The 25,154-nt window shown below is 55.8% G+C and carries 22 protein-coding genes; 15 read left to right on the top strand and 7 right to left on the bottom strand.

Annotation, left to right across the window (positions count from 1 at the left end; all coding sequences use genetic code 11):
• Positions 1–350: 350 nt before the first annotated feature.
• Positions 351–1,428, bottom strand: a protein-coding gene (prfB, locus tag WX88_RS15155; RefSeq protein WP_156176156.1) for a peptide chain release factor 2 whose coding sequence is annotated in 2 segments (ribosomal slippage) — positions 351–1,367 and positions 1,369–1,428 — 1,077 coding nt in all. Because the reading frame shifts where the segments join, the coding sequence is not laid out codon by codon here.
• A gap of 238 nt (positions 1,429–1,666) precedes the next feature.
• Here prfB and WX88_RS15150 point away from each other — a divergent pair.
• The 3 genes from WX88_RS15150 to WX88_RS15140 are packed head-to-tail and all read left to right on the top strand — an operon-like array spanning position 1,667 to position 4,123.
• Positions 1,667–2,041: a CZB domain-containing protein gene (locus tag WX88_RS15150; protein WP_046245224.1), complete on the top strand. Its 375-nt coding sequence runs from the start codon at positions 1,667–1,669 to the stop codon at positions 2,039–2,041.
• Positions 2,042–2,064: 23 nt separating this feature from the next.
• The gene (locus WX88_RS15145) at positions 2,065–3,621 is read left to right on the top strand and encodes a sensor histidine kinase (RefSeq protein WP_052732715.1); all 1,557 of its coding nucleotides are present in this window, start codon (positions 2,065–2,067) and stop codon (positions 3,619–3,621) included.
• Positions 3,622–3,679: 58 nt separating this feature from the next.
• Positions 3,680–4,123, top strand: a complete 444-nt coding sequence (locus WX88_RS15140; protein WP_046245223.1) for a response regulator — start codon at positions 3,680–3,682, stop codon at positions 4,121–4,123.
• Between the two features lie 56 nt (positions 4,124–4,179).
• Here WX88_RS15140 and WX88_RS15135 read toward each other — a convergent pair whose 3' ends face one another.
• Both WX88_RS15135 and WX88_RS15130 read right to left on the bottom strand, forming a co-directional pair.
• Positions 4,180–4,755, bottom strand: a complete 576-nt coding sequence (locus WX88_RS15135) for a ribonuclease HII (RefSeq protein ID WP_046245222.1) — start codon at positions 4,753–4,755, stop codon at positions 4,180–4,182.
• Positions 4,756–4,840: 85 nt separating this feature from the next.
• On the bottom strand, positions 4,841–5,086 hold the full coding sequence (locus WX88_RS15130; RefSeq protein WP_046245221.1) for a hypothetical protein: 246 nt from the start codon (positions 5,084–5,086) through the stop codon (positions 4,841–4,843).
• A 432-nt stretch (positions 5,087–5,518) separates the two neighbouring features.
• Between WX88_RS15130 and WX88_RS15125 the strand changes: the two genes are divergently transcribed.
• The 9 genes from WX88_RS15125 to WX88_RS15085 all read left to right on the top strand — a co-directional run bounded on the left by WX88_RS15125 (position 5,519) and on the right by WX88_RS15085 (position 15,160).
• Positions 5,519–6,097 (top strand): NUDIX domain-containing protein, encoded by a 579-nt coding sequence (locus WX88_RS15125; protein WP_046245220.1) that lies wholly within the window; start codon positions 5,519–5,521, stop codon positions 6,095–6,097.
• A gap of 265 nt (positions 6,098–6,362) precedes the next feature.
• Complete coding sequence (locus WX88_RS15120) at positions 6,363–7,193, top strand: lysophospholipid acyltransferase family protein (RefSeq protein ID WP_052732714.1); 831 nt, start codon at positions 6,363–6,365, stop codon at positions 7,191–7,193.
• 26 nt (positions 7,194–7,219) lie between these two features.
• Positions 7,220–7,507, top strand: coding sequence for an Asp-tRNA(Asn)/Glu-tRNA(Gln) amidotransferase subunit GatC (gatC, locus tag WX88_RS15115; protein ID WP_046245219.1), 288 nt, complete (start codon positions 7,220–7,222; stop codon positions 7,505–7,507).
• Between the two features lie 3 nt (positions 7,508–7,510).
• Positions 7,511–10,294, top strand: coding sequence for a tetratricopeptide repeat protein (locus WX88_RS15110; RefSeq protein WP_156176155.1), 2,784 nt, complete (start codon positions 7,511–7,513; stop codon positions 10,292–10,294).
• Positions 10,295–10,306: 12 nt separating this feature from the next.
• Positions 10,307–11,026, top strand: coding sequence for an ABC transporter ATP-binding protein (locus tag WX88_RS15105; protein ID WP_046245217.1), 720 nt, complete (start codon positions 10,307–10,309; stop codon positions 11,024–11,026).
• 206 nt (positions 11,027–11,232) lie between these two features.
• Positions 11,233–11,781, top strand: coding sequence for a cob(I)yrinic acid a,c-diamide adenosyltransferase (locus WX88_RS15100; protein WP_046245216.1), 549 nt, complete (start codon positions 11,233–11,235; stop codon positions 11,779–11,781).
• 142 nt (positions 11,782–11,923) lie between these two features.
• Positions 11,924–12,988 (top strand): branched-chain amino acid aminotransferase, encoded by a 1,065-nt coding sequence (locus WX88_RS15095; protein ID WP_156176154.1) that lies wholly within the window; start codon positions 11,924–11,926, stop codon positions 12,986–12,988.
• Positions 12,989–13,194: 206 nt separating this feature from the next.
• A complete protein-coding gene (gene gcvT / locus WX88_RS15090) occupies positions 13,195–14,298 on the top strand; it encodes a glycine cleavage system aminomethyltransferase GcvT (protein ID WP_046245214.1) in 1,104 nt (367 codons plus the stop codon).
• 139 nt (positions 14,299–14,437) lie between these two features.
• Positions 14,438–15,160 (top strand): 2-phosphosulfolactate phosphatase, encoded by a 723-nt coding sequence (locus WX88_RS15085; protein WP_046245213.1) that lies wholly within the window; start codon positions 14,438–14,440, stop codon positions 15,158–15,160.
• A gap of 200 nt (positions 15,161–15,360) precedes the next feature.
• Here the strand turns inward: WX88_RS15085 and WX88_RS15080 are convergent, their stop codons facing one another.
• Entirely contained in the window at positions 15,361–15,702 is a 342-nt protein-coding gene (locus tag WX88_RS15080; RefSeq protein ID WP_046245212.1) for a nucleotide pyrophosphohydrolase, read from the bottom strand.
• Between the two features lie 41 nt (positions 15,703–15,743).
• Positions 15,744–16,190: a D-aminoacyl-tRNA deacylase gene (dtd, locus tag WX88_RS15075; protein WP_046245211.1), complete on the bottom strand. Its 447-nt coding sequence runs from the start codon at positions 16,188–16,190 to the stop codon at positions 15,744–15,746.
• A gap of 86 nt (positions 16,191–16,276) precedes the next feature.
• Here dtd and WX88_RS15070 point away from each other — a divergent pair, with 86 nt between their 5' ends.
• Positions 16,277–17,797, top strand: a complete 1,521-nt coding sequence (locus WX88_RS15070; RefSeq protein WP_046245210.1) for a hypothetical protein — start codon at positions 16,277–16,279, stop codon at positions 17,795–17,797.
• Positions 17,798–17,843: 46 nt separating this feature from the next.
• On the opposite strand, the gene mltG is transcribed toward WX88_RS15070, so the two are convergent.
• Together mltG and WX88_RS15060 are read right to left on the bottom strand one after the other, a co-directional pair.
• Positions 17,844–18,896: an endolytic transglycosylase MltG gene (mltG, locus tag WX88_RS15065; protein ID WP_197076803.1), complete on the bottom strand. Its 1,053-nt coding sequence runs from the start codon at positions 18,894–18,896 to the stop codon at positions 17,844–17,846.
• A gap of 236 nt (positions 18,897–19,132) precedes the next feature.
• Positions 19,133–20,302 carry a ribonuclease D gene (locus tag WX88_RS15060; protein WP_046245209.1) on the bottom strand — a complete coding sequence of 390 codons (1,170 nt, stop codon included), beginning with the start codon at positions 20,300–20,302 and terminating at the stop codon, positions 19,133–19,135.
• Between the two features lie 263 nt (positions 20,303–20,565).
• On the opposite strand from WX88_RS15060, the gene WX88_RS15055 reads away from it, so the two are divergent.
• On the top strand, positions 20,566–23,628 hold the full coding sequence (locus WX88_RS15055; protein ID WP_231590719.1) for a SusC/RagA family TonB-linked outer membrane protein: 3,063 nt from the start codon (positions 20,566–20,568) through the stop codon (positions 23,626–23,628).
• Positions 23,629–23,651: 23 nt separating this feature from the next.
• On the top strand, positions 23,652–25,121 hold the full coding sequence (locus WX88_RS15050; RefSeq protein ID WP_046245207.1) for a RagB/SusD family nutrient uptake outer membrane protein: 1,470 nt from the start codon (positions 23,652–23,654) through the stop codon (positions 25,119–25,121).
• The last annotated feature ends 33 nt before the right edge of the window (positions 25,122–25,154 follow it).

The raw sequence follows: 25,154 nt of genomic DNA, 5'->3' as shown, positions 1-25,154 counted from the left end.
CCTTGCCTGAAATGGTCTGGTCTTGTGCTCGTGCCTGCTGCAACAAGACCATAACGAGCACAAAAACCAGAAATAATGATTTTTTCATGCGTTTAGAAATTTGGTGAGTGAAAAAGAAAACATTGAATTGTGTAAGATGAGAGCAAGTATAGCACAAAAACATGTTAATCTCTCAAACTAGAGAATGTATTGATCTTATTTCACATTTGCAGATATGACATAGGAATGTGAAAATTTCGCCCTATTATAGCTTATAGGCCATAAATCCGAAGAAGTTAGCGGATAGCATCATGGTAAAGATAAGCTTCTAATTCGGTAAAGCACATCAGTGTTAACGTGGCTGCCATCGTCTAGCTCTGCATCAAAAAACCCTTAATATACTCATCCAAGTCCCCATCCAGCACGTTTTGCACGTCGGTGCGCTCAATGCCCGTGCGAAGGTCTTTGATAAGCTTGTAGGGGTGGAGCACATAGTTGCGAATCTGCGAGCCAAAATCGATACGTTTCTTGGTGGCTTCCACTTTGTCGCGCTCGGCGTGGCGCTTGTCCATCTCAATCTGGTAGAGGCGCGATTTGAGCATGCGCAGAGCGTGTTCTTTGTTCATGAGCTGGCTGCGCTCAATCTGGACGGCGATGATGATGCCGGAAGGGGCGTGCGTGAGGCGCACGGCGGTTTCTACCTTATTCACGTTTTGGCCACCGGCGCCGCCGGCCCGGAAAGTATCCCAGGAAATGTCGGCGGGGTTGATTTCGATGTTGATGGTGTCGTCAATCACCGGGTAGGCGAACACCGAGGCAAAGGAGGTGTGGCGCCGGCCGCTGCTGTCGAAAGGCGACATGCGGACGAGGCGATGCACACCGATTTCGCTCTTGAGGTAGCCATAGGCAAAGTCACCATCAATTTCCAGCGAGGCAGACTTGATGCCTGCTCCTTCGCCTGGTTGATAGCTGATTTGGCGCACGCCAAAGCCGTGGCTTTCGGCCCACATGATGTACATGCGCATCAGCATCTCGGCCCAGTCCTGGCTTTCGGTGCCGCCAGCACCGGGGTTGATATCGATGATAGCCGAGAGTTGGTCTTCCTCATCGGAAAGCATGCGCTTGAACTCCAATTGCTCTACTTTCTTAAGTGTCGCCTCGTAGTCGGCCTGCATTTCGGCTTCGGATACATCACCTTCCTTATGGAAATCGAAGAGCACCTCGGTGTCGGCCAACGCTTGCTGCACGGCTTCGAAGTCATCTGTCCAAGTCCTGATGGCCTTAATTTCGCGGAGCGTAGCTTCGGCAGCCTTGGAATCATCCCAAAAACCAGGAGCAGTAGTTTGGGCCTCAGCGGCTGCTATTTGTTCTTTGCGGGCATCGTAGTCAAAGATACCTCCTCAGGGCCTCGGCGCGGCCCTTCAAGTCCTTAATCTGGTCTTGGGTCATGGTGGGGGAAAGTGAGGGGCGGCCAAGTGCCGCGGGGGCAATGTGGCCTGCCCATTGGGTATATTGAAAGTGCGAAAGTACCGAATTCTGACGCGGCAGACGGTTTAGTTGAGGCAGCCAGTGCGTTTATAAGCTAATGCTTCGGCAAAAAAGGACTTTTTACGGGGCCGGTAGTAGTTTCAGGGTGCATTAAACAAGCACACATAGCACCTTTGCTTGCGGCCGTATAGCTTTGTTTATGACAACAGAAGAGCTAAAACGGGATTTTGAGTCTGCTCACATCAAGCATGTCCATTTCAAGAGTAGGCTGCGTTCGTTTCTTTTTAGCAATGGTGGGGCGGAAGGCCCCCTGCGCGACCCTGAGCAGTGCAGCTTGGGCATATGGATTGCTGACCGGCTACGCGGTTCCGGTGCTTACGCACACTTGCCCGAAGCGCGAGAGTTTGACCGACAGCACCTGCTCATCCATCGTGAAGCCAACCGGTTGATGGATATGCACCAAAGAAGGGAGAAGAACGATGCCACTGCTGAGTTTACGCTTCTGCAAATCATCGCCGATAAAATGGTTGCCTTGCTGCGAACCATGGAAGATAAGCTACGTACGGGAGCCTAAACGATGCGCCTGGGCGCGATTGCATGAAAATTACGCTCACCACCAAGTTATTTGCCGGATTCGTGCTGCTGCTAGCACTGTTTGCGCTAGTAGTGGTACTCTACTTTCAGTTGGCCGAGCAAGTGGTACGCAATGCGCGCAAGGTGCAGGCGTCGCAACTGATTTCGAATAAGGCATCGAACCTGCTGCGCAATATTATCGATATGGAGACGGGCTTTCGGGGCTATTTGCTTATTGGCAACGAGCAAACCCTGGAGCCTTACTACGAAGGGGAGCGGCAGCTGATAGGCCGCTTCGCACAATTACGAAATCTGGTTACGGAGTCCCCCACTCAGGTGCAGCTCGTAGATCAAACCCAGCGGCTTTATGAGCAGTGGTCCCGATACAGCCATTTGTTGGTGGCTGAAAAGCGGGAAGCGCGCCGCCGCGACATCCGACAGACTGGTCTGCAAGGGATGCCTCACCGCCGCCTTACGGAAGGTCTCACCGGCAAGCAGGTAATGGATAACATCCGGCAGCGGTTGGCCGCGCTAGAGCAGAGTGAGGCTAAGACGCGCGACAAACTGCGCCAACAGCTTGACGAAAGCATTAATCGGGCAGAATGGCTATCAGTTGCTTTAGCTATGGCGGCGCTCGTGCTGGGACTACTATGGGCCATTTATATTGTGCGAATATTTGCGAAGCGTCTGCGTAGCATGCTGGATTTGGCCCGGCGGATGGCGGATGGCGACTATAATACTCAGATACTGGATACTGCTCAGGATGAAGTGAGTGAGCTAATCTCGGCCCTGAACGTGATGGCGCGCACCGTGGGCGCCAATATCAGTCAACTCGAAAGTCGGAATCAGGAGCTTGACCAGTTTGCCTACGTTGTTTCGCATGATTTGAAGGCGCCGTTACGCGGGATTGAAAGTGCCTCTCGCTGGATTGAGGAAGACATGGGCAAGGACCAGCTGCCGGCGCACATCCGCGAGTTTCTGGAGCTGATGCGCCAGCGGGTGCACCGTATGGAGAAGCTCATCATTGGCATTTTGGATTTAGCGCGGGTGGGCCGAACGGAACAGGCCGACGAGACGGTTTTTGTTCGTACGCTCATTCGTGAAGTCGTGGACACGCTCAATCCTCCTTCAGGTTTCCGGGTCGAATTGCCGTTTTTCCTGCCTACTCTTACCACCAATGTCGTACAGTTGCAGCAGGTTTTTACCAACCTCATCAGCAACGCGTTGAAGTACCACGACCATCCTGAAACGGGGACCGTGCACATTGGCTGCGACGATGCCGGAGATTTCTATCTGTTTTCAGTGACTGACGACGGCCCCGGTATCGACCCTGAATACCACGACCGGATTTTTGTGATTTTCCAAACTCTTACTGAGCGCGATACTCTGGAAAGTACTGGCGTCGGCTTGGCCATCGTGAAAAAAATTGTGGAGCGCCAAGGGGGGCGCATCGGAGTTAAATCGGCGGAGGGCCAGGGTGCTAAGTTCAGCTTCACTTGGCCCAAGCAGTCATTTAGAGCCAAAAATTCAACCGCTACAGTAGCCGCAGCCACTGATTCTACCGTATCAGTCCTTACTTAGATGACTGCCAGACGCTGTTGTGCGGGTATATTCCCGCTATTGAAATTTGCCCAAGCCTATGTCCGCCGACAATCCCGCGCCCAGTATTCTGCTCGTGGAAGACGACCAGATGGATGTTATGAACGTGCAGCGTGAACTGCGTCGCCAAAATATAGATGTGCCGCTCGTGCTGGCCCGCAATGGTCGGGAGGCGTTAAAGATGCTTCGCGGCGAAGGTGACAAGCCTAAAATTGCCAAACCCAACGTGGTGATGCTTGACATCAACATGCCCCGAATGAATGGCCTGGAATTGCTCGAAGCACTCCGCTCTGATCCGGAATTTGTGGGCTTGAATGTGTTTATCATGACCACATCCGACCTAGAGTCAGACCGCTTAAAAGCACAAAAGCTGGCCGTGAGTGGCTACATTATCAAGCCGCTGAACTTTGATACATTTGGCGAAGGCGGCACAAGTGTCGATGGGTTCAGCCTCTTCCTGGACCTGCTCCGATTGAAACAATAAGTAAGGAGGGCAAATGAATCAGAACCTATTTATTTGCCCTCCTTACTTATTGTTTCTTATAGCAACCGGAACCCGGGGCGGTGATGAGGACTGGGGCCGTGCGCCCGGATGGCGGTGCGGTGACTCTGAGTCGGATAGCCGGCATTCTGCTCCCAGCCATAGCCAGGAAATTCGGCGGTTAAAGCTTGCATGTGCTCGTCGCGGAAGGTTTTGGCAAGGATGGAGGCAGCGGCAATGTTGCGGTAGAGGCCATCGCCCCCAATGATGCACGTATGCTCAAAACCCACTAATGGCTGAAAGCGGTTGCCATCAACCAGTAAATGAGCAGGTGTTATGGCCAGTGCCGCTACGGCCCGGTGCATGGCCAGGTAGCTGGCTTGTGCGATGTTGAGCCGGTCAATTTCTTCGACAGATGCCAGACCTACGGCCCAGGCTGTGGCCTCGGCGCAGATTTGGGGGCGCAGAGCCTCGCGTCGCTTGGCGCTGAGCTGTTTGGAGTCGTTGAGAAAGGGAGGATTAAAATCGGGCGGTAGAATGACGGCCGCCGCAAACACAGGACCAGCGAGGCAGCCTCGCCCAGCCTCGTCGAGGCCTGCTTCTAATGCATGGCCGGTATAGCTTGAGAGTAGCAAGGTTTAATGTTGAGCTTTGAATGAGCAGATAGGCGCGGATACGCAGTATTCTCACCCAAAACTCAACATTTAACGCTTAACATTCCTAATGTCTACCGGCGGTGCTGCCAATGTCGGCTGCGTCATTTTCACCTCGGCGCTGGCCCTGACTGTCGCGGGGGCCTTCGTCAATTTCGCTGTCCTCGTCAGAAGTTACGTATTCGTTTGTGATGGGGCCGAGCCCTTGCGTATTCTGTGCAAGGTCAGCTTCGGCCTGTGCATGCTTGAGATTAAAGAGCGGGTCGTGCTCATCTTGGGTGGAATTTTGATTTTTAGGCTTGGACTGAGCCATGGGAGAGGTACCAGCCGGAATGTGGACAGCTGGAATAGAATGGTACGGCGGGGCACTACTCAGGGTTGAAAGCTCATCGTTATGCGGGACAGCTTTCAATTCAGTGGGCACAAAAAAGGCCGTCGCACGAGTGCGACGGCCTTAAAGTGGCGGGTCTGGCTTAAAGGTGTCTACCCCACCTTGTCAGTCAGAGCGCCGCCGCACGAGAGGTCCTTCCTTTCCACATTTCCAGCCCGTGCGGGGGTACTTATGGATCAAAGATACTGGGCAGGCCGGGAGGAGTGCAATTATTTTTTGACGAAGTGCCGGCTTTAATCGCTCAATGGTCGAGTTAGCCCGGCGGATGCCGGAACTTGAACGTCCAATGATATCAGCCCATCATAAATACAGACGTAATTTTACGGCCATTTTAAAGCCCTTTCTCATTAGTATATGTCGCTCGCTACTGCACTCGATTTTGATGAAACCCGCAATCCCTGGCAAATCCTGGGTACAGAAGTGAAATACCAAAATCCCTGGATTTCGGTGCGTGAAGACCAAGTACTAAACCCGAGTGGGGGGCCGGGTATTTACGGGGTAGTGAGCATGAAAAATAAGGCATTGGGTATTGTGCCTCTTGATGCTGAGGGTAATACCTGGCTGGTGGGGCAGTACCGTTACCCGCTGAACGAATACAGCTGGGAAATTCCAATGGGTGGGGGCCTGCTGGAGGTCGATGTATTGGAATCGGCTCAGCGCGAGTTGAAAGAGGAAACCGGGCTACTAGCTGCTCGTTGGACTCGTATCGCCCGCCTGCATACCTCTAATTCTGTTACTGATGAGGAAGGTTTTGTATTTTTGGCCGAAGAGTTGACTCAAAGTGAATTAGAACCTGAAGAAACGGAGGACCTGCGCCTCTGGAAATTGCCGTTGGCTGAAGCGGTGCGCATGGTGATGGATGACCGGATAACCGATGCTATTAGCGTAGCAGGTTTGCTGAAAGCCGAAAAAGTGCTGACTGCAAGAGGATGACGGGACGTGAAATTTCCCTCATTGCTGGTAAGAGATGCTGGCGCGAGGTTTCAACTGAGAGAGTTGTAGGCGCTGAACTTCGTTTGTGGGAATTGAACTGAGGGATAGCGAAGCTACAGTGTCAAGCTCAATCGTTCTGGCTCCGCTCAAGGACTCCTTGCGGTGCAACCACCCCCGTTCAGCCTAGTAGCTGAACATCCCTTCTTTAGGTGAGGATGGGAATTTGGCATCCTTCTCTTATCACTCATCAGCTAACTTTGCCAACATGCGCCACCTGCTTCGTTATATCGGCCATCGCCTTTACACGACTTGGGCCGTGTTCTGGTTCATTGTGCCGTTCGTGCTTATCTATCCGTGGCAGTGGTTTTTCAGTCGTCGGCCCGATGGCGGGCCGGTGGTACATATGCTGAACCGCTTCTGGTCGAAAATGTCGATTTTCATGTGGGGAATGCCGGTGGAGGTGGTGCGCGAAAGCTCTGAGCCAACTCCGCAGCCGTGCGTGTACGTGGCCAACCACGGCTCCTATGTTGATATTATGCTGCTGTTCAAGACGATTTCTGGGTTCTTGAACATGATGGGCAAAGCCTCATTGGCTAAGGTGCCGGTATGGGGGCCGCTTTTCGGCAATGTTTACATCACCGTGGACCGAACTAGTGCCGTGAGCCGAGGGCGGGCCGCGGTGGCAGCCCGGCGCGGCCTCGCGGCGGGTAAAAGCATTGCCATCTTCGCGGAAGGTCGGATTTCTCCCACGCCGGGCAAGGAGCTGTTGCCGTTGCTGGATGGTGCGTTTCAGCTGGCGATTGAGGCGGGCGTGCCGCTGGTACCGGTAGGCATGCCATTGAACCACATGTTTATGCCCGATGTTGAAAAAGGCCTGCGAGTGCGTTATCATCGCCTCAAAATCGTATTTCACCCGCCTATTCCCACAACTGGGCTCACGTTGGCCGATGTGCCAGCTCTAAAGGAGCGCGTGGCGGCGCTGCTGGCCGGTGATTTCCTACCTGAAGGCGCCATTAAGCCTGCCCCGAGCACATGGCGGGCCCCGGTTTCCGAAGGTCTCAGCGGAGTGGAGCAGCCCCAATCCGTTAACTCTTAATTCAACATTAAAACCTCAACATTCCATTGAGCACTGACCTAGGTACCCTGCGTGGCCTGGCCCATTTGGCCCGCCTCGAATTCGACGCCACTCGCGAGCAGCAGATGCTCGGCGACCTGAATAATATCCTTGACTTTGTGGCCCAACTTGAAGGCCTCGACACGACGGGGGTGGAGCCATTGGTACACCTTTCGCAGGAAGTGAACGTGTTGCGCGACGACGAGGCTCGTAATACCGTGAGCCACCAGGATGGCCTGCGCAATGCTCCCCGCAAGGATTCGGACTACTTCCGGGTGCCCAAAGTGCTGGAGTAATTGGTGACGCAACTGCCTTCGAACCGCGCTTGGCGGCCCCGTTGGCTCGCCGTGCTGGCGACGCTCGCCGTGGTGCTGACGGTGTATTACTACTTCGCAGGCGAGGCTGGTGCGCTGCCAGTACGCCTAGTGCCGCACCTGCAAAATATTCCCGTCACCCTCGATAACGTGGCTGTAGGCCAGGCGCTGGTGCCGCTGCAGGCCAGCGGGTTCGTCGTAAGTCTGACGCATGATGTGGCTGGGCCTTTTACGCAGCCAGTAGCAGCGAGCATTTTCCTGGGGCTGCTGACTGTGGTGCTGGTGGGCTGGGTGGCGGTGGTGAGTACGCTGGCCCGCACGGCCTTTGTGATGGGCATGGGGCCAGTGATTTTCTTGCTCTTATCCCTGAATACCGAGTCACTGGGAATTTTTGGTACTACGGAGCGATACTTTCTATACCTAATGCTGGGCCTGGTGGGCGGCGGCGCTTTTGGGCTGCACGCTTTTGCCGAGCGGCTGCCGCTGGCGTGGCGCGTAGTAGTAATTGGAATAATAGTGGCTGTGCTAAGCGGGCTGTTGTTTGCCCAAAGCCAGTTGCCAGCTACCGAAACCGCGCTGCAATTAGCTGCTTACGCTACGTCGGGGGGGGCGGTGATGCTGGCGTTGCTGGCGCTGTGGGTGGGGGTAGAGAATATTCGCGCCCTCCTTTGGTTCAATACCCAGGCGGAGCAGCCAAGCAGCCGATTTGGCCTAGGGCCGTTTTTGGCCGCTAGCGGGTTGTATTTGGGGGTGTTGCTGCTGTACGTGTGGAACGATGGTACACTGCAACTCTTCCCGGGGATGACCCTCGACCCGCTACTGCTGCTGTTGCCTGCCGTGCTGGCGGGTGGGCTGGGCCTGCGTCTGCGTGCGCCCAGCTATGCGGAGTGGCTGCCCTACGCTGGCGGTGCGGCGGTGCTCTATCCGCTGCTGGTGATGGGAGCGGCCGGGGCGCTGGCATATGCCTTTGCCACGGCTAATACGCCCTTGCTAGTAGCGGCGCGCTACTTCACCGGGCTGGCGCTTTTGCTGGTGGGAGGAGGCTTCTGGCTGTACGTGCTCATGAACTTTATGCCGCTTATTCGGCAGCGGTTGCGAGTATACCGGGTGGTGTTTGAGCCGCGGCGGTTGCCATTTTATACCGTGTATATTTTAGCGCTGGGCGGCATTGCCATTATTCAGACCCGGCAAAGCTTTACTTTACCCGACCAAGTGCGGGCCGGACAATATAATAACCTTGGTGACCTGGCCCGTCAGCAGAGCGAAGAACAGCCTGATGACCTCAGCTTGGCCCTGCTAGCTGAGCGTTACTACGCCGAAAGTGGTGATGTGCTTTACCGCGCTAATCTGCACGCACAGTTTGGCCGGGCGGCGCTGTACCGTTTTCGGCAAGAGCGCCAGAATGAAATCAATGCCTTGCGCCGGGCTCTGGTGCGTGGTCCAAACGAGAAGATTTCGCTACGCCTAGCGGCCCTCTATAGCGAACCCAACGATTTGTTTGAGGGATTGGACATACTGCGGCGCGGCCTGAAAGCTCAGCCGCACAGCGCGGCTCTGGCCGGTGATTTAGCCCAGTTGTTCACCCAAACCGCCCTCACCGATTCGGTGGCGTTTTACTTAGACAAAACCGAACAGCTGTCCCCCGGCGCTTACGCCAGCCGTACTAACCAGCTGGGGTTTCTGCTCAGTCAAAACTTATTGGATGAAGCGCATAAAGTCAGTACTAAACTCACGCTGAAGGCTAATGAGTCGGCTTTGGCTAGCAACTACACGCTGCTGCAGCTCCGGACTCGTACTACTAGCGGGCCCACGCCCATTGGCCCCGCCGAAAACCTGCTGAACCTGGACGATGCCAGCTTTGCGCAGCTGTACCACTTGGTGCTGCTGCATGTGGCGAAACACAAAGCCCAGCTTACGCCAGCCCTGCTAACGCGACTGTCGGGATTAGCTAACAATCCGGCCAATGCCAATTATTACGAGCAGCTGCTGTTTTTGCAGGCTTTGGCACGTCATGCGAGAGGGGAGGAGCAGGCGGCCCGGCAACTGCTAGGGCCCTTGGCAGCAGGCACTACTGCTACGGCGGGTTATTACCAGCAGTTGCTAGGGTTATGGCAGTTGCAGCAGGGCCAATACGCCACTGCGGCCGACCAGTTGGCCCTGGCAGCTAAAAACGGCGGCGCGGTAGCGGCCGAAGCCCGCGTGTATGCGCTGGCATTGAGTGGCCGGCCTGATTCGGCCCAGGCGGCGGCTGCGCGACTGGTAGCATCACCTAATTCGGGGCAGCAGCAATTGGGGCGGCAAGCTCAGCAGCTGTTGGCAGCTGGTAACTTGGCATTGGATGGGAATAACTCTGCACGCATCGGAGATAATTGGCTGGCCCAGGCGCGGCAGGCGGAGCAAGGAAATAAACCGGCAGCGGCGGCTAAGAGCTATCAGCGAATAGTACGCGAAGCACCTTTCAATGAGCTGGCTGTGCTCGCGGCGGCTAGCTTCTACACGCGTGGCCGCGACTATGCCGCGGCGTATCAGGCCCTGCGCGCCGGCCTCGATGAAAACCCCCACTCGCTGCCGCTGTTGAGGGCTTACGTGCTGGCCGCAGCCGACGCCGGCCTCACCGGATATTCTACCGATGCCTTAGCCAAGTTGCGGGCGCAATTGCCAAAGGCGGACTATGCTACTTTAGCTGCCGATTACGCCGCTCACCAAGCAGCCCGGGCGGCGGCTGCGGCATCATTCTCCGAGGTACCCATTTTTTCTCCTCTGCAATAAAGCCCACGCTTCATGAATTCGAACGTCATTGAAACCACGGACATCGCCAAATCCTACGTTATGGGTGCGGAGGTTATCCACGCGCTCCGCTCGGTCAGCATCAAGATTCCGCGCGGGGAATATGTGGCGTTTATGGGGCCGTCAGGCTCGGGGAAGTCTACTTTGATGAATATTGTAGGTTGTCTCGATACGCCCTCCAAAGGCCAGTACATCCTCAACGGCCAGGATGTGAGCCGCATGAGCGACAACCAATTGGCGGAGGTGCGCAATAAGGAAATCGGCTTCGTCTTCCAGAGCTTCAACCTGCTGCCCCGTGCCAGCGCCCTCGACAATGTCGCGCTGCCGCTTATCTATGCGGGCCTGAACAAGCGCGAGCGCAACGAGCGGGCCCTCGAATCGCTGCGCTCGGTGGGGCTGGCCGACCGCGCCTCGCACCGGCCCAATGAGTTGAGCGGGGGCCAGCGCCAGCGCGTAGCCATTGCTCGGGCCCTCGTCAACAACCCCAGTGTGCTGCTGGCCGATGAACCTACCGGTGCCCTGGACTCTAAAACCAGCCATGAAATCATGGACCTGTTTGAGGCACTGTATGCCAAGGGCAACACCATCATCATGGTAACGCACGAGGAAGATATTGCTCGCTACGCCCATCGCATTGTGCGTCTGCGTGATGGATTAGTGGAATCGGATGAGGAGAACAAGGAGATAACCACCCACGCGACGATTGGAAACTAAGCGCATTTTTCGTTCTAAAAATGAAAGAAATGCGCAAGCCGCAGGGCGAAAGCTCAAGAACTCGTTGAGCGATATACGGGTGAGGAATACAGCGACGTTCTGCCTCTTTCAATATCATAACCACTCCAATTTCGCTGGTGGCAAAACGTCCCCCTTGGTTGTGTTGTCCTTCGGTTGGAAGGGAATTTCTGTTCTAATTCGCACTCATGAAAATCTACACCAAAACCGGTGATAAAGGTCTTACTTCCCTCATTGGGGGCACTCGGGTGCCGAAAAGTAGCTTACGCATTGAGTGCTATGGCACGGTCGATGAACTGAACTCGCACATTGGCTTGGTGCGGGACCAAGACGTGAATGCTGACCGCCGGCCGCTGCTGAAGGAAATTCAGGACCGTCTGTTCACCATCGGCTCAGCCTTGGCCGCCGACCCGGAAAAGTCAAAGATGAAGCTTCCCGACCTGCACGACGCCGATGTGACGCTGCTGGAAGACGAGATGGACCGGCTGAACGTAACATTGCCGGAGTTGCGGGCTTTTATTCTACCGGGCGGCCACCCAGCCGTGAGCTCCACGCACGTAGCTCGTTGCGTGTGCCGTCGTGCCGAGCGCATGGTTATTCAGCTGGCGGAAGAGTCGTTTGTGGCCGAGTTGGTAGTCGTGTATCTGAACCGCTTGTCAGATTACCTGTTTGTGCTTAGCCGTGCCATGGCCCACGAGCTGGGGGTGGAAGAAGTGACGTGGAAGGCACGACTTTAAGCTCCGTAGAGTTGAGCGTTATATTGGACCGCGCTGCCGCATGACGTTCTTTCAACCCAATACTCACCCTACTTCAGCCGCTCTGCTTCCATCCTCCGTATTCGGAAAATCCCACCCATCTGCACTCTGAATCTCACATATTATGATTGACATTCTCCCTATTCGCACGCAGCGCACCAATGCCTCACGGCTGGCCGAGCTGGATTTCGATACCCTGGAATTTGGCAAGGCCTTTTCAGACCACATGTTTGCGGTTGATTACCGTGATGGCGAGTGGCAGGAAGCTCAAATTGTGCCCTACGGCGACATGGCGGTGAGTCCAGCTAATTCGGCCCTACACTATGGCCAGGCCATTTTTGAAGGAATGAAGGCCTATCATCAGACCGATGGCGGCGTGGCTCTGTTCCGCCCCCTCGACAACTGGGCTCGGCTCAATTCATCGGCTGAGCGCATGTGCATGCCCACCATCCCCGAAGAATTGTTCATGCAGGGCCTGCGCGAACTGATTCGTCTCGATTCGGCCTGGGTGCCCACTAGCGCGGGCAGCTCGTTGTACATCCGTCCTTTCATGTTTGCTACCGATGGATTCATCGGAGTGCGGCCTTCGGATTCGTACCGCCTGGTGATTTTTACCTGCCCAGTAGGTTTGTATTACAGTAAGCCCCTGCGCGTGCGCTTCGAGCAGAAGTACGTGCGCTCGGCGGAGGGTGGCGCTGGTTACGCCAAAAACGCGGGCAACTACGGTGCCGCCATGTACCCTACTAAGCTGGCCCAGCAGGAAGGCTATAACCAGCTCATCTGGACCGACGCTTCAGAGCACCAATACGTGGAGGAATCGGGCACGATGAACGCCATTTTCGTCATTGATGGTCGCGTGGTAACGCCCGCCCTGAGCACGTCCATCCTCGACGGGGTGACGCGCCGTAGCGTGCTCCAGTTGGCCCGCGATATGGGCCTTGTGGTAGAGGAGCGCAAAGTGAGCAGCCGTGAAATAATACAAGCATTGGAAGCCGGCAAACTGGAGGAAGCTTTTGGCACTGGCACAGCCGCGACCATTGCTCCCATCGCCACCATCGGCTACGAAGGCCATGATTATGACTTGCCAATAGTTGGGCCCCAAGCCTTTTCGAAGCGCGTGAGTGCGGCGCTCGATGCCATTCGCAGCGGTGCCGGCGCTGATGTGCACCATTGGATGGTGCCTGTGTAAACAGAATGGTTTAATCGGAATACGCCCTTATTAGTAGGAATTGACTTTTGTCGAAATGACAAAGAAAAGCTGCTTCGTTACGGAGCGGCTTTTCTTTTTTCGCACCTTTGCACCGCTCGATAGGTTTCGGCCTTTCTACGCACTCGCTCGATGTCATTTTTGCTCATTGAGCCCGTCCCTTACTCACTTGTTTGCTCCTTCACCCAATGACTGTTTCCCTAAAAACCGTTACCCTCGACGATACCCACCGCAAGCTGGGGGCTAAAATGGTGCCTTTTGCTGGTTACAACATGCCCGTGCGTTACTCTTCGGACCTGGAGGAGCATCATACCGTGCGCCGGGCAGTAGGCATTTTCGACGTGTCGCACATGGGCGAATTTCGGTTGCGCGGCCCCCAAGCCCTCGACCTGATTCAGCGGGTGACAAGCAATGACGCCAGCAAACTTACCGATGGCAAGGCCCAATATTCCTGCCTGCCCAACCACGATGGTGGCATCGTGGACGACTTGCTGGTGTATAAGCTGGCCGATGAGGACTACCTGCTGGTAGTGAATGCCTCCAACATTGAGAAAGACTGGAATTGGATTCAGCACCATAACACGCAGGGTGTGGAAATGGAAGATATTTCCGACCGTATCAGCCTGTTTGCCGTGCAAGGCCCCAAAGCCATCAGGGCTTTACAGACGCTGACCGACGTTGATCTGAGTACTATACCGTACTACTCTTTCGTACAAGGCACGTTTGCCGGAGCGCCCGATGTCGTTATTTCGGCCACGGGCTACACTGGTGCAGGCGGGTTCGAACTGTACATTCCGAACGAAAGCGCCGCTGATGTTTGGGACAAAATCATGACTACCGGTCAGCCCTACGGTATCAAGCCCATTGGCCTGGGAGCCCGCGACACGCTCCGCCTCGAAATGGGCTATTGCCTGTACGGCAATGACATTGACGACACCACCTCTCCCTTGGAAGCCGGCCTGGGCTGGATTACCAAGTTCACCAAGGAATTTACGAATTCTGAAAACCTCAAAAAGCAGAAGGAGCTAGGAGCCAGTAAGAAGCTGGTAGCCTTTGTGATGGACGGCCCCGGCATCCCGCGCAGCCACTACGAGTTGGTGGATGCGGAGGGGCAGAAAATTGGGGATGTGACCAGCGGAACGCAGTCGCCCTCACTCAGCAAAGGCATTGGTCTGGGCTACGTGCAAACCAGCTATGCCGCCCCTGGCACGCAGATTTTCGTGCAGATTCGCGGCAAAAACCTGCCCGCCACCGTGAGCAGATTACCGTTGACCAAAGGTGCAGAAGAATAAGCCGTAGGGCGCATCCTTCGCTGCGCCACTCGCCGCGCTGCGGCGAATGCGGTGCCCTGCCTGGTGAACCCTGAAACCCAATGCCTGATTCGCCGCGGCGCGGCGAGTGACGCAGCGAAGGCTGCGCCCCGCTTTGTTTATGTCTAAGCTAGATATTTGCTTTTCTCCCGAGTTGCTACCGCTATATGATTTGCGCGGTCAGGTGGCAGTTATTGTTGATATTCTCCGAGCATCCAGCACCATCGTTACGGCGCTGGGAGAGGGCGTGACGCACGTTTTCCCTGTGGCTTCGTTGGAAGAATGTGCAGTCTATGGCCAGCAGCATGGCTGCCTGACGGCGGCGGAGCGCGATGGCATCCCCGCCGCTGGGTTCGACCTAGGCAACTCGCCATTCGGGTTTTTGGACGCGAGCCGACCAGTAAGCGGCCGGGCCCTCACCATCAGCACCACCAACGGGACCACTGCGCTGCGCCGCTCCTTGGCGGCAGAAGCCGTGGTGGTAGGAGCTTTCCTCAACTTAGCCGCCATAGCCGATTTCGCCCGCCAACAGGGCCGCGACGTGCTGGTAGTGTGCGCCGGTTGGAAAGGCCGCTTTTGCCTCGAAGACACTGTTTTCGGTGGGGCGCTAGCCGAACGGCTAGCGCCCCACTTCGACGTGCGTAGTTCCGATGCTACCCTGGCAGCGTTGCATCTATGGCAGCAAGGCAGGGCAGATTTGTCGGCATATTTACTGCAATCGGCTCACGTCCGCCGCCTCAATTCCCTAGAAGCAAGCCAGGATTTTGAATTCTGCCTGCAAATTGACGCTTATGCGGATGTTTTACCGGTTTGGCAGGAAGACCGGCTAGTTCGGGGTGGCTAGTAAGTAAACGTTCCCTCTTCAGATGATGAGGGGATATTTCGGCAGCGCTGAAATTGAGGTAATTAACTCGTTGAACGAGTTCAGAAAGATTCCGCGGCCATTCGTTCTGAATTCGTTCAACCACGCAGCCACCCCCGCTGCCCCGCTGGCGCTTTGCACCAACATCCCTATCCCTGTTTGGTAAGGAGGGGAGTAGTTGTTTACTCTGCGTTCGGCTTTCTCAGTTTCTCATTATCTTGGTGCCGCTGGCTGTCGCGCTGTGTCTTTTTTGCCAAGTTTCGGGTTAGTGCATCCGTTAAATTGACGCCAGTTTGGTTGGCGAGACAGATAACAACGAACAGCACATCGGCTAGTTCGTCGCCCAGCTCGCGGCCACGGTCCGATTCCTTAAAGGACTGCTCACCATATTGCCGGGAGATGAGTCGGGCTACTTCACCTACTTCTTCGGTTAGAATAGCCATGTTGGTCAGCTCATTAAAGTAGCGGACGCCAGTGGTGGTTATCCAGGTATCGACGGTTTTCTGGGCTTCTTCGATGGTCATATAGCTTGAGGAGTGAAATCAGAATTGAGGAAATGCCAGGTTCACGCTGGAGAGTCCAGTACGATGGTTACGGGACCGTCATTCAGTAGACTAACCTGCATATCAGCCCCGAAAATGCCGGTTGGCACGGGCCGACCAAGCTCGGCTGCGACCAATGAAACGAATTGCTCATATAGAGGCTGCGCAACGGACGGTGGCGCAGCACCAACGTAGCTGGGACGGTTTCCTTTGCGCGCGTCGGCTAGCAGCGTGAATTGACTTACTACCAGAATTTGCCCGGCGGTATCGAGCACGCTGCGGTTCATCTGCCCGTTATCATCGCCGAAGACGCGTAGCTGCACGAGCTTGCGGCTCATCCAGGTGAGGGACATTGTGGTATCGGTGGGGGCAAAACCTGCCAAAACCAATAGTCCGGGCCCAATTTGCCCGGTAATCTGCCCATCGACGGTAACCTGGGCTTCGCGGACGCGCTGAATAACGAGGCGCATTACAAGGATGTGAAAAGTGAAAAACAGAGAGTGGAATGTTAAGCACGCTTTGCCGACCTTCGCCCCGGCCAGTGCCGAATTAATCCATGCCCCAAACTGCTGGTACAAATAACGCCCACCAAACCCCGAGCCGGCCGTTCTGGCTGCTGGTTGCGTTGCTGGCTGTGGCCCTGCTGCGGTTGTGGCGACTGCCCGAAGCGGGCCCACCCGATTATGATTCGGTGCGCAACTGGCAGATAGTACAAGAGTTAGCCGTAGGTAATTTCGCGCATTTGTTTCACCACGGCAGTCCGGGATTTTTATTTCTCTACGTGCCAGTGGCCTTCCTGGCGCGAGCGTTTACAGCATTCCAATACATCAATGCGGTGCTTGGAGTGGTTGGCCTGGGCGTTTTTGCGGCCTGGGTTTCGCAGCAAGCGCGGCTCAATAGTTGGGAAACGGCCGGGCTTACACTGCTGGCGGGCACGTCGCTGTTACTCACATTTTCGGGCCGCGACTTCACCATGAGCTCCGCCAGCCTCGTGCTGTACACGGGGCTACTGCGGAGTCATTTCGCACGACTTCAGCGGCCGAGTCGAGCGGCTGCCGTGCGCGTAGCGAGTTGGTTAGCCGCCGGACTGTGCTTCAACTATAAGTTCTTATTCACGCTGCCCATTTTGCTTGCATTAGAGTTAGTTCAGGCAGATAGCTTGTGGCGGCTACGCGGCATCTGGTGGCGCGTGCTTCTGGTGCTGGCCACACCTTACCTCTTGCTTGGGGCAGTGGGCGCTGCGGTGGGCCTGCCGTGGTATCGTTGGCTGGGCTTCTACATCCGCACGGTTGTGCCCGCCGCGGCCAACGCAGCCGGCCGGCAAGCCACCCTACACCTCGACTTCTTCTATTACGTTCGCTATTTGCTCGGCTATGAGTCGCCGTTGCTCCTACTCGGACTGCTAATGGCTGCGTGGCTGGTATGGCGTACTTGGCGCAACGGCTGGCACTTTCGGGAGCAACATTGGCTTCTGACGCCTTATTTGCTGGTGTGGACTGCCTGCTTACTGGCAGGAATGTCTTTGCTGATAAAAGCACCTCGTGGGCTGCTTTTCGCCTATTTCCCTCTCGCAGCCCTGGCCATACTGAGTGGCCGGCAGCTATTACCCGGCCGCGTACTAGCCGGAATAGTAGTGGCGGCCGTTGGCTTAAATGTATTCCGAATTCAGCGGGAGCTGTATGCGCCGTTGCCCAGCCGTTATCCGCAAGTGGCGGCTTGGCTGCGATTGCACGGCGCCACAAAAGTGGCCAGTACCGTAGGGCTGGGTCTGGCACCTTATCTGGATAGGACACAACAGTTGACTATTATTACCGATGAGCACCAGCTTACTGGTCTTCGTCGGCAAGGCTACCAATACGTGCTGCTCGATGGCTATTGGCGAGCCGCTGGCATTCAGCATTTCGATTCTCTGGCGGCTGGAAGGCCAGTGGCGGCCTGGGCTGCCCCCCAACTGAGCTGCCCATTACTATTTCTGGAGCACTCTGAGTTCACCGGATTGGGCTTTGACGAAACCCTGGCGGCCCGCCAGGCTGCGGCGGCAGATACACTATCGCTGCGATTGTATCGGCTGCAATAATCATCTGCAGCAACTGATATCAAAAGTCCGGTTGTTGCCGGTGTGGCTAACGCTTCACGCCGAGGCTATCCAGCCGGTGCTGGTAGCGGCGGGCATTGCGCTTGTGCTGGGCGTAGGTTTCGGCAAAATCTGAGAAGCCGCTGCCATCAGGCCGGGCACAGAAAAACAGATTCTTGTTGTGCGCTGGGCGTAGCACAGCGTCGAGCGAACTGGGCAACGGCGTGGTGATGGGGCCGGGGGGCAGGCCCTTGTGACGGTAGGTATTATAGGGCGAATTCACTTTTTTATCGACATTCAGCACGCGCTTCCGGTTGCCCAGGCCATGCAGCGGCCAAAGCAGGGTGGGGTCGGCCTGTAGAGGCTGGCCGTTGCGGAGGCGGTTAAGGTACACGGCTGCGATGAGCGGCTTGTCGGTGGGCTGAGCTGTTTCGCGCTGCACGATGCTGGCCAGTACACTCACTTGCGTGGGCGAGAGCTTGAGTGAATCGGCCCGTTTGCGCCGCTCGGCCGTCCAGAAGCGGCGGTGGCGCGCGGCTACGGAATCGAGGAGCATACCGGCGCTGGTATTCCACAGCAAATGGTAGCTACCCGGGATAAAGAGCGTGCGGATGGTGCAGGTATCCAGCTCGTAGCGGTTGCGCAGTTGCGTATTGTCGCCCAGTAACAATTCCAGTTTAAACGAATCCGTCTCCAGTTGCCGGCTCACCTGGCGCGCCAAGCGGTCGAGATAATGAACAGGTTTCAGCTCGAATTCCACGGTATCCTGCTGGCCCACCGCCAGCATGTTCACCAGCTCTAGATTGCTCAAACCAGGGTCGAGTCGGTAGCGGCCAGCCCGCACGTGGGCTGGGTACTGCTGCTGCTCGGCCACCCACGCGAAGGTACCGGGCTCCACGAGTAGCTGTTGTCTCTTCAGCGAATCCAGTACCGCTGCAAACCCAGTGCCGGTGCGGATATACAAGTAGGCTGGCCCTTCGGGAAATACCCGCACGTTGGGACGGTAAAATACCCGCCACACCGCGTAGCCGCTAATACCTAGCAGTAAAGTCACCAGGATGACAACAATCAGCAAAGAGCGGCGCGGCGGAAGAATAGTCAAAAAAGAATGGATTGGGTAGTAAAAATAGCCAATCACAACTTGAATGAGCCGTTAAACCTCATCCCCACCACAAACATGCTGCCACGCGAGGCATTCAGATTGCCTGAATTTATGCATGGTACAGCTCGCCTTCAGCCTCATGGTCTGAAACCAAGAAGGTCACGTAAAAGGACGCCTTTTTTAGATTGAATACCTGCAAATCTTGCAAAATCCGTGCGAATCCAGAGTTCCGGCAATCAGCTAAACGGCTCCGCAATCGACTCATATGACTCGCCATGCCGCTCGGCCGTGTCGCGGAGCAGCTGCTGCTGCCAGGGGCGCAGCGCGGCGTTGGCGCCTTGCTCGATAATGTCGGCAATGAGACGGTTGCTGAGCACCATATTGGCCATGGTGCCCCCGTAGTCGGCTACGAGATGCGTCTTGAGGACATTGAGCAGAGTTTCGCGCGCCTCGGCCCTGGTGGCGGCGGCACCACTGAGGCGCCTACGAAATGGAAATTTGCGCTGGTCAGATGAGAGCGGAGCTTCCGGGGCCAAATCAGTGGTGCCAATGGCCAGTAGTTGCTCGGCGTAGGGTGAGCGCTTCAGCTCAGGGTGCAGGCCATTGGCCCCGCGCAACTGGTTGACGTTTTCGATGGGCTGGCGAGTAAGCTCCGCTAGCCGGTCATTGCTGAGCACGTGGTAGGGCGGGCGGTCGAGTTGCCGGGCCACGGCATCACGCAGCAGGTACAACTCCCGGAAAATAGGCATTTCCTGGGGAGTAATCTTGTACTTGGCGGCGTTGCGCGACCATGGCCGTGGGTCGTCGCGGCCGTATCGGACAGCTTCGAGAGCTAGGTTTTCCTGCTTAGCCCAGTCGCCACGGCCTAGCTCGGTGAGGCGAGCACTGAGGCGGTCGGTGAGTTCAAAGAGGTAGAGCACATCATTGGCGGCATATTCCTTCTGGGCTTCAGTGAGCGGGCGCTTCAGCCAGTTAGACTTTTGCTCGCCTTTGTCAACCTCAAACCCTAATTCGGCCTGAATGAGGCGGCCCAGTGAAATATTATTATCCTCGGCGGCCAGAAGCGTAAACTGCACGCTAGTATCGACAATGTTGCGGCAATTCACCCCAAAAACCTCATCGAGCAACAAGATGTCTGATTTGCAGGAATGGAACACTTTGGCCACGGTGGGGTCGCGCAGCACGGCAAACAGCGACTCCAGCTCGGCGCTCATGTCTGGCAGTGGCAGCGGGTCGATAAGGTAAACTTCCTTGCCGTCAAAAATCTGAATCAGAGCTAAATGGCGGCCGTACCGGTGGCGCATATCGTCAAACTCCAGGTCGATGCCGATGCGCGGCAGCGTGGCAAAGTGCGCGGCGGCAGTAGCAATAGCGTCGGCCGTAGTGAGATAGTGAATGGTTGGCATTGAAAAGCAAAGAAGAAATCAGTTGCGCCAACTCTTGACGCAGCAAAGGTTGACGCAGCAAAGGTTGACGCGGTAAAGGTAGGTAAGGTATGTCTGGGCGATAGAATCTTAACAAAAAACGTCAATTGTTAAGCTGTGCAATTATATTAGCTCTGGCATCATAAGAAAAAACTGTAAATAGCCCATTGTTTTGAGGTTAATATTGTGTTTTTTTTGATTATTCATATTTTAAAATTTTCCTCTTACCCCTTACTGCTTTCCTTATGAAGTACAGACTCGTTACACTCTTCAGAATTATGCTGCTCTTTGCTGCGTGTCTATGCTCAGTATCGGCATGGGCACAGACCAAGACCGTGACCGGGCGGATACAAGGCTCCGATTCGGGCCCGCTACCCGGCGCTACCGTACTAGAGCGTGGTACTACCAACGGCACCAGCAGCGGGGCCGACGGCACCTTCACGCTAAATGTGCAGCCGGGCGCCAGCCTCGTGATTAGCTCGGTGGGCTACACGGCCCAAACCGTTGCCGTGGGCGACCAGACCACGGTGAACGTAACCCTAGCCGCCGCTACTACTCAGCTCAATGAAGCTGTGGTAGTGGGCTATGGCACGCAGGTGAAACAGGAATTGACAGGGGCAGTGACTCAGCTTTCGAGCAAAGACGTGCAGAATCAGCCCGTAGTGAGCTTCGAGCAAGCTGTTCAGGGGCGCACACCAGGCGTGCAGATTACCCAGTCATCGGGCAAGCTCGGCGCCGGGCTGCAAATCCGGGTACGGGGGTCGGCCTCAATAACCGCCTCCAGCCAGCCGCTGTACGTGATTGACGGTATCCCCGTGACCTCACAGGATGTGGGGACGGCGAATGACGAGCCCATCAACCCGTTGGCCGACCTCAACCCTAACGACATCGAAAGTATTTCCATTCTGAAAGATGCTTCGGCCTCGGCTATCTATGGCTCGCGGGCTTCGAATGGTGTGGTCATCGTGACGACCAAAAAAGGCCGTCAGGGTCAAACCCGGGTTAATGTAGGCTATTTTGTGGGCACCAGCACTGCCACCCGCAAGCGTAAGTTTCTGAATGCGGCTCAGTATAAGGAACTGTTCAGCGAGGCCGCTGTGAATGGTGGGCTTATTGATACTAGCGACCCTGATTATGCGACACCGGAAGCAGCAGTGTTGTCCGAAAGTGGCATCGATTTGAATGCGCCTTATGACGTCAACTGGGGCGATGAGGCCTTCCGCCGCGGTGGTGTGTCGCAGTACGACCTGAACGTGAGTGGCGGCGATGCCAAAACCCGCTTCTATCTGAGCGGACAGTTCTCTAACCAGAAAGGCATTATCATCGGCAACCGCTACCGTCGTGGTAGCCTTCGCCTCAACCTGGACCATAGCCTGAATGATAAAGTCCGCGCGGGCTTGAACCTGTCGTTGTCGCGCTCGGTGAACGACCGCACTCCCGACGACAACTCGTTCTCAAACCCAGTGCAGCTGAATGCCCTGCCGCCGCAACAGCCCGTGCGTGACCCCGTTACTGGCCGGCTCAATAACCAAACCATCTATTACAATAACCTGCTCGACCTCGACCTGGGTTTCAACCGGGCAGGTACTTATCGCTCGTTCAGCAACTTTAACGTGAGCTACGAGCCTATCAAAAACTTGGTGTTACGCTCAGAGGTTGGAGCCGACTTCCTGAACCTCAACGAAGACCTGTACCGCGGGGCCGGCACGCTCGACGGAGGACAGACTGGCTTCGGCTACAACGGCCAGTCGCAAGTCATCAATTACACTACCAACAATACAGCTACCTATACTTTTAACCTTGGTGAGGAGCATCGCCTGGAGGCACTGTTGGGGCAGTCGTATCAGCGTTCCGACACGAAGCAAACCATTGCCGAAGGCCGCGGTTTCCCCACGCCAGAGTTTACCCGCCTCGCCAGTGCTGCCGTTAAAACCGGCGGCACTGCCTCAAACGGTACGGGATTCTCTTTCATTTCATTTTTTAGCCGCGTCAACTACGCGCTGCTCGACCGCTACCTATTCTCGGCCAGTGTGCGTCGTGATGGTTCCTCGCGCTTCGGTGATGACAAGCCCTACGGCACTTTTGCGGCTGGCTCGGTGGGTTGGTTGATTTCGCAGGAGAGCTTTCTGAAAGATAATTCGATTGTCAACTTACTTAAGCTGCGGGCCTCTTACGGCAGCACCGGCAACGCCGAAATTGGCAATTTCGATGCTCGCCAACTCGTTTCTTCACTGCCCTATGGTGACCAGTCGGGTACGGCTCCTGGCACCGGCAGAGTGGGCGTAGCCCGTGTAGGGAACCCCAACCTGACTTGGGAAACGTCGAAGCAGGCTGACTTAGGCCTTGAGTTTGGCCTATTCAATAACCGGTTGTCGGGTGAAGTCGACATATACGAGAAGAAAACCACTGGCCTGCTGCTCGACCGGCAGCTGCGCTACACCAGCGGCTACAGTGTTATCAGCGAAAACGTGGGTAACCTGCGCAACCGTGGCCTGGAGTTGTCCCTGAACGGCCGCATTCTTGACGGCGATTTTAAGTGGAACCTGGGCGGCAACATCACCTTCAACCGCAACCTGATTACGAGGCTGCCGCAGGAAATCATTAGCGGTGGCCGAAACTTGGGCCGCGTGCGCGAAGGCGAACCGATTGGCGTATTCTGGGGTAAGAAATATGCCGGCGTAGACCCTGCCAACGGCGACGCGCTTTATTATACCGCCGAAGGTGGCACGACCAACGATTATACTGCCGCCGTTGACCAGAAACTCGGCGACCCCAACCCGAAATTCACCGGCGGGGCGACCACCAGCTTCAGCTACAAGGGCTTCGACTTGAACGTGCTCGGCCAGTTCGTGTACGGCAACGACCTTTACAACATCGCCGGCGTGTTCCAATCGGTAGCCGCCGACTATTTTGATAATCAGACCGTGGATCAGCTCAACCGCTGGCGCAACCGTGGTGATATCACCGATGTGCCCGAGGCGCGCCTCTACGGCAGCAACGGCACCAATCCTTCCTCACGTTGGATTGAGAGCGGCTCGTTCTTCCGCTTCAAAAACGTAACGCTGGGCTACAATCTGCCTACTGACCTCGTGGGCCGTTACCACCTGCAGTCGGTTCGTTTCTACATCACGGCCCAGAACCTCTTCACGCTGACCAACTACACTGGCTATGACCCGGAAGTGAACACCACGTCATTTAATAGCACTTCGTCTACCTCGGCCGGCAGTGCTAACTACTTGCTGGGCCACGATTTCTACACCCCGCCGCTGTCCAAAACCTTCACTTTTGGCGTGAACCTGGGTATTTAAATCATTAGTATTCGATTTTGTTTATGAAAACTCTACATTTCCGCGCAGCCTTGCTGCTTGTTCTAGGTCTGAGCGGTGGCCTGCTTCAGTCCTGCCAGGACCCCCTCGATATTCAACCCCAGCAGTCTGTTGATGCCAGTACGGCTCTCAATACCGAAGCCAAGGTGGGCTCAGCCGTGGTGGGCATCTACGCTAAACTGGATAATCCGGCCCTATACGGCACCAACCTGATTATGTTACCCGAGCTCATTGGTGGCGATGACTATGTCAATTGGCAAGGTACCTTCAGGAGCTACCAGGAGGTATTCCGGCGGACGCTGATTAGTACCAATGCCGAAGCAGACCGCACCTGGTTGAGGGCCTATGAGGCAATCAACCAAAGCAATTTGGTGCTTGACGCACTAGATGTGGTAGCCACTCCGGCCCTCAAAAGCCAGTATCAAGGCGAAGCACGCTTCTTGCGAGCAGCCATGTATTTTGAGTTGGTGCGCCTCTATGCCAAGCAGTACGAAGCTGGCACGGCCAGCACCGACCCCGGAGTGCCCTTAGCCCTGACGGCCATCAAAAATGTAGACCAGGCTGGCGTTCAAGTGCCGCGAGCTACCGTAGAGCAGGTATATGCCCAAGTCATTACCGACCTGACTACGGCAATGACCCTGCTGCCCGATGCCAGTGCTACTCGCGCCACCAAATACTCGGCTGAGGCCCTGCTTGCTCGCGTCCAGCTGCAGAAGCGTGATTACGCTGCCGCTCGCATCGCCGCCGACAACGTTATCCGCAGAAGCGGGAAAGCCTTAGCTGCGACACTGGCTTCGGTGTTCACCAATAAAAATTCGACGGAGTCGCTGTTTGAAATTCAGCAGAATGACCAGAATAATGCTGGCACGGCCAATGACGGCTTGGCCACATTCTTTGCCGGCTACAGCACCGATGGCGGCGTCAGCGGCACCGGTCGCGCCGACGTACAGGTGGAAGGAAGTTTCGCCAGCCGCTACGAAGAAAGCGACGTGCGGGGTACCGACTCGCTTACAGCCACGACCAGCAAGAAGCTGATTTACCTCGGCAACTACGCCCGTTCTTCCCGTCGTTTGCGCAGTGGCAAATGGCTCACCTACGGGCAGAATATTCCCGTCATCCGTTTAGCCGAAATGTACCTCATCCGCGCTGAGGCCGATGTGCGGGCGGGCCTGACCACTGGCAGTCCCCTGAATGACGTGAACACTATTCGCCAGCGTTCCGGGGCCACTCCTTTTACTTCTCTCACACTTGATGACGTGTTGAACGAGCGCCAACTGGAGTTTGCTTTTGAGGGCTTCTACATCCACGATATTCGCCGTAATAACCTCTCAACTGTAATTGTACCCTATCAGCCCCAAACGGCTGATGACCCGGAGGTACTGGAAGTGCTGGCCAGCAACCCTCGCCTGATATTGCCCATTCCACAACGCGAAATTAACGTGAATCCCACGCTGGTGCAGAATGCCTCCTATTAGCTAAGGCATTCGTAGCGGCAGCCGCCACACCGT

This window comes from Hymenobacter terrenus (assembly GCF_000972495.1).
GTDB lineage: Bacteria > Bacteroidota > Bacteroidia > Cytophagales > Hymenobacteraceae > Hymenobacter > Hymenobacter terrenus.
This window is presented reverse-complemented; position numbering and strand designations above follow the sequence as displayed.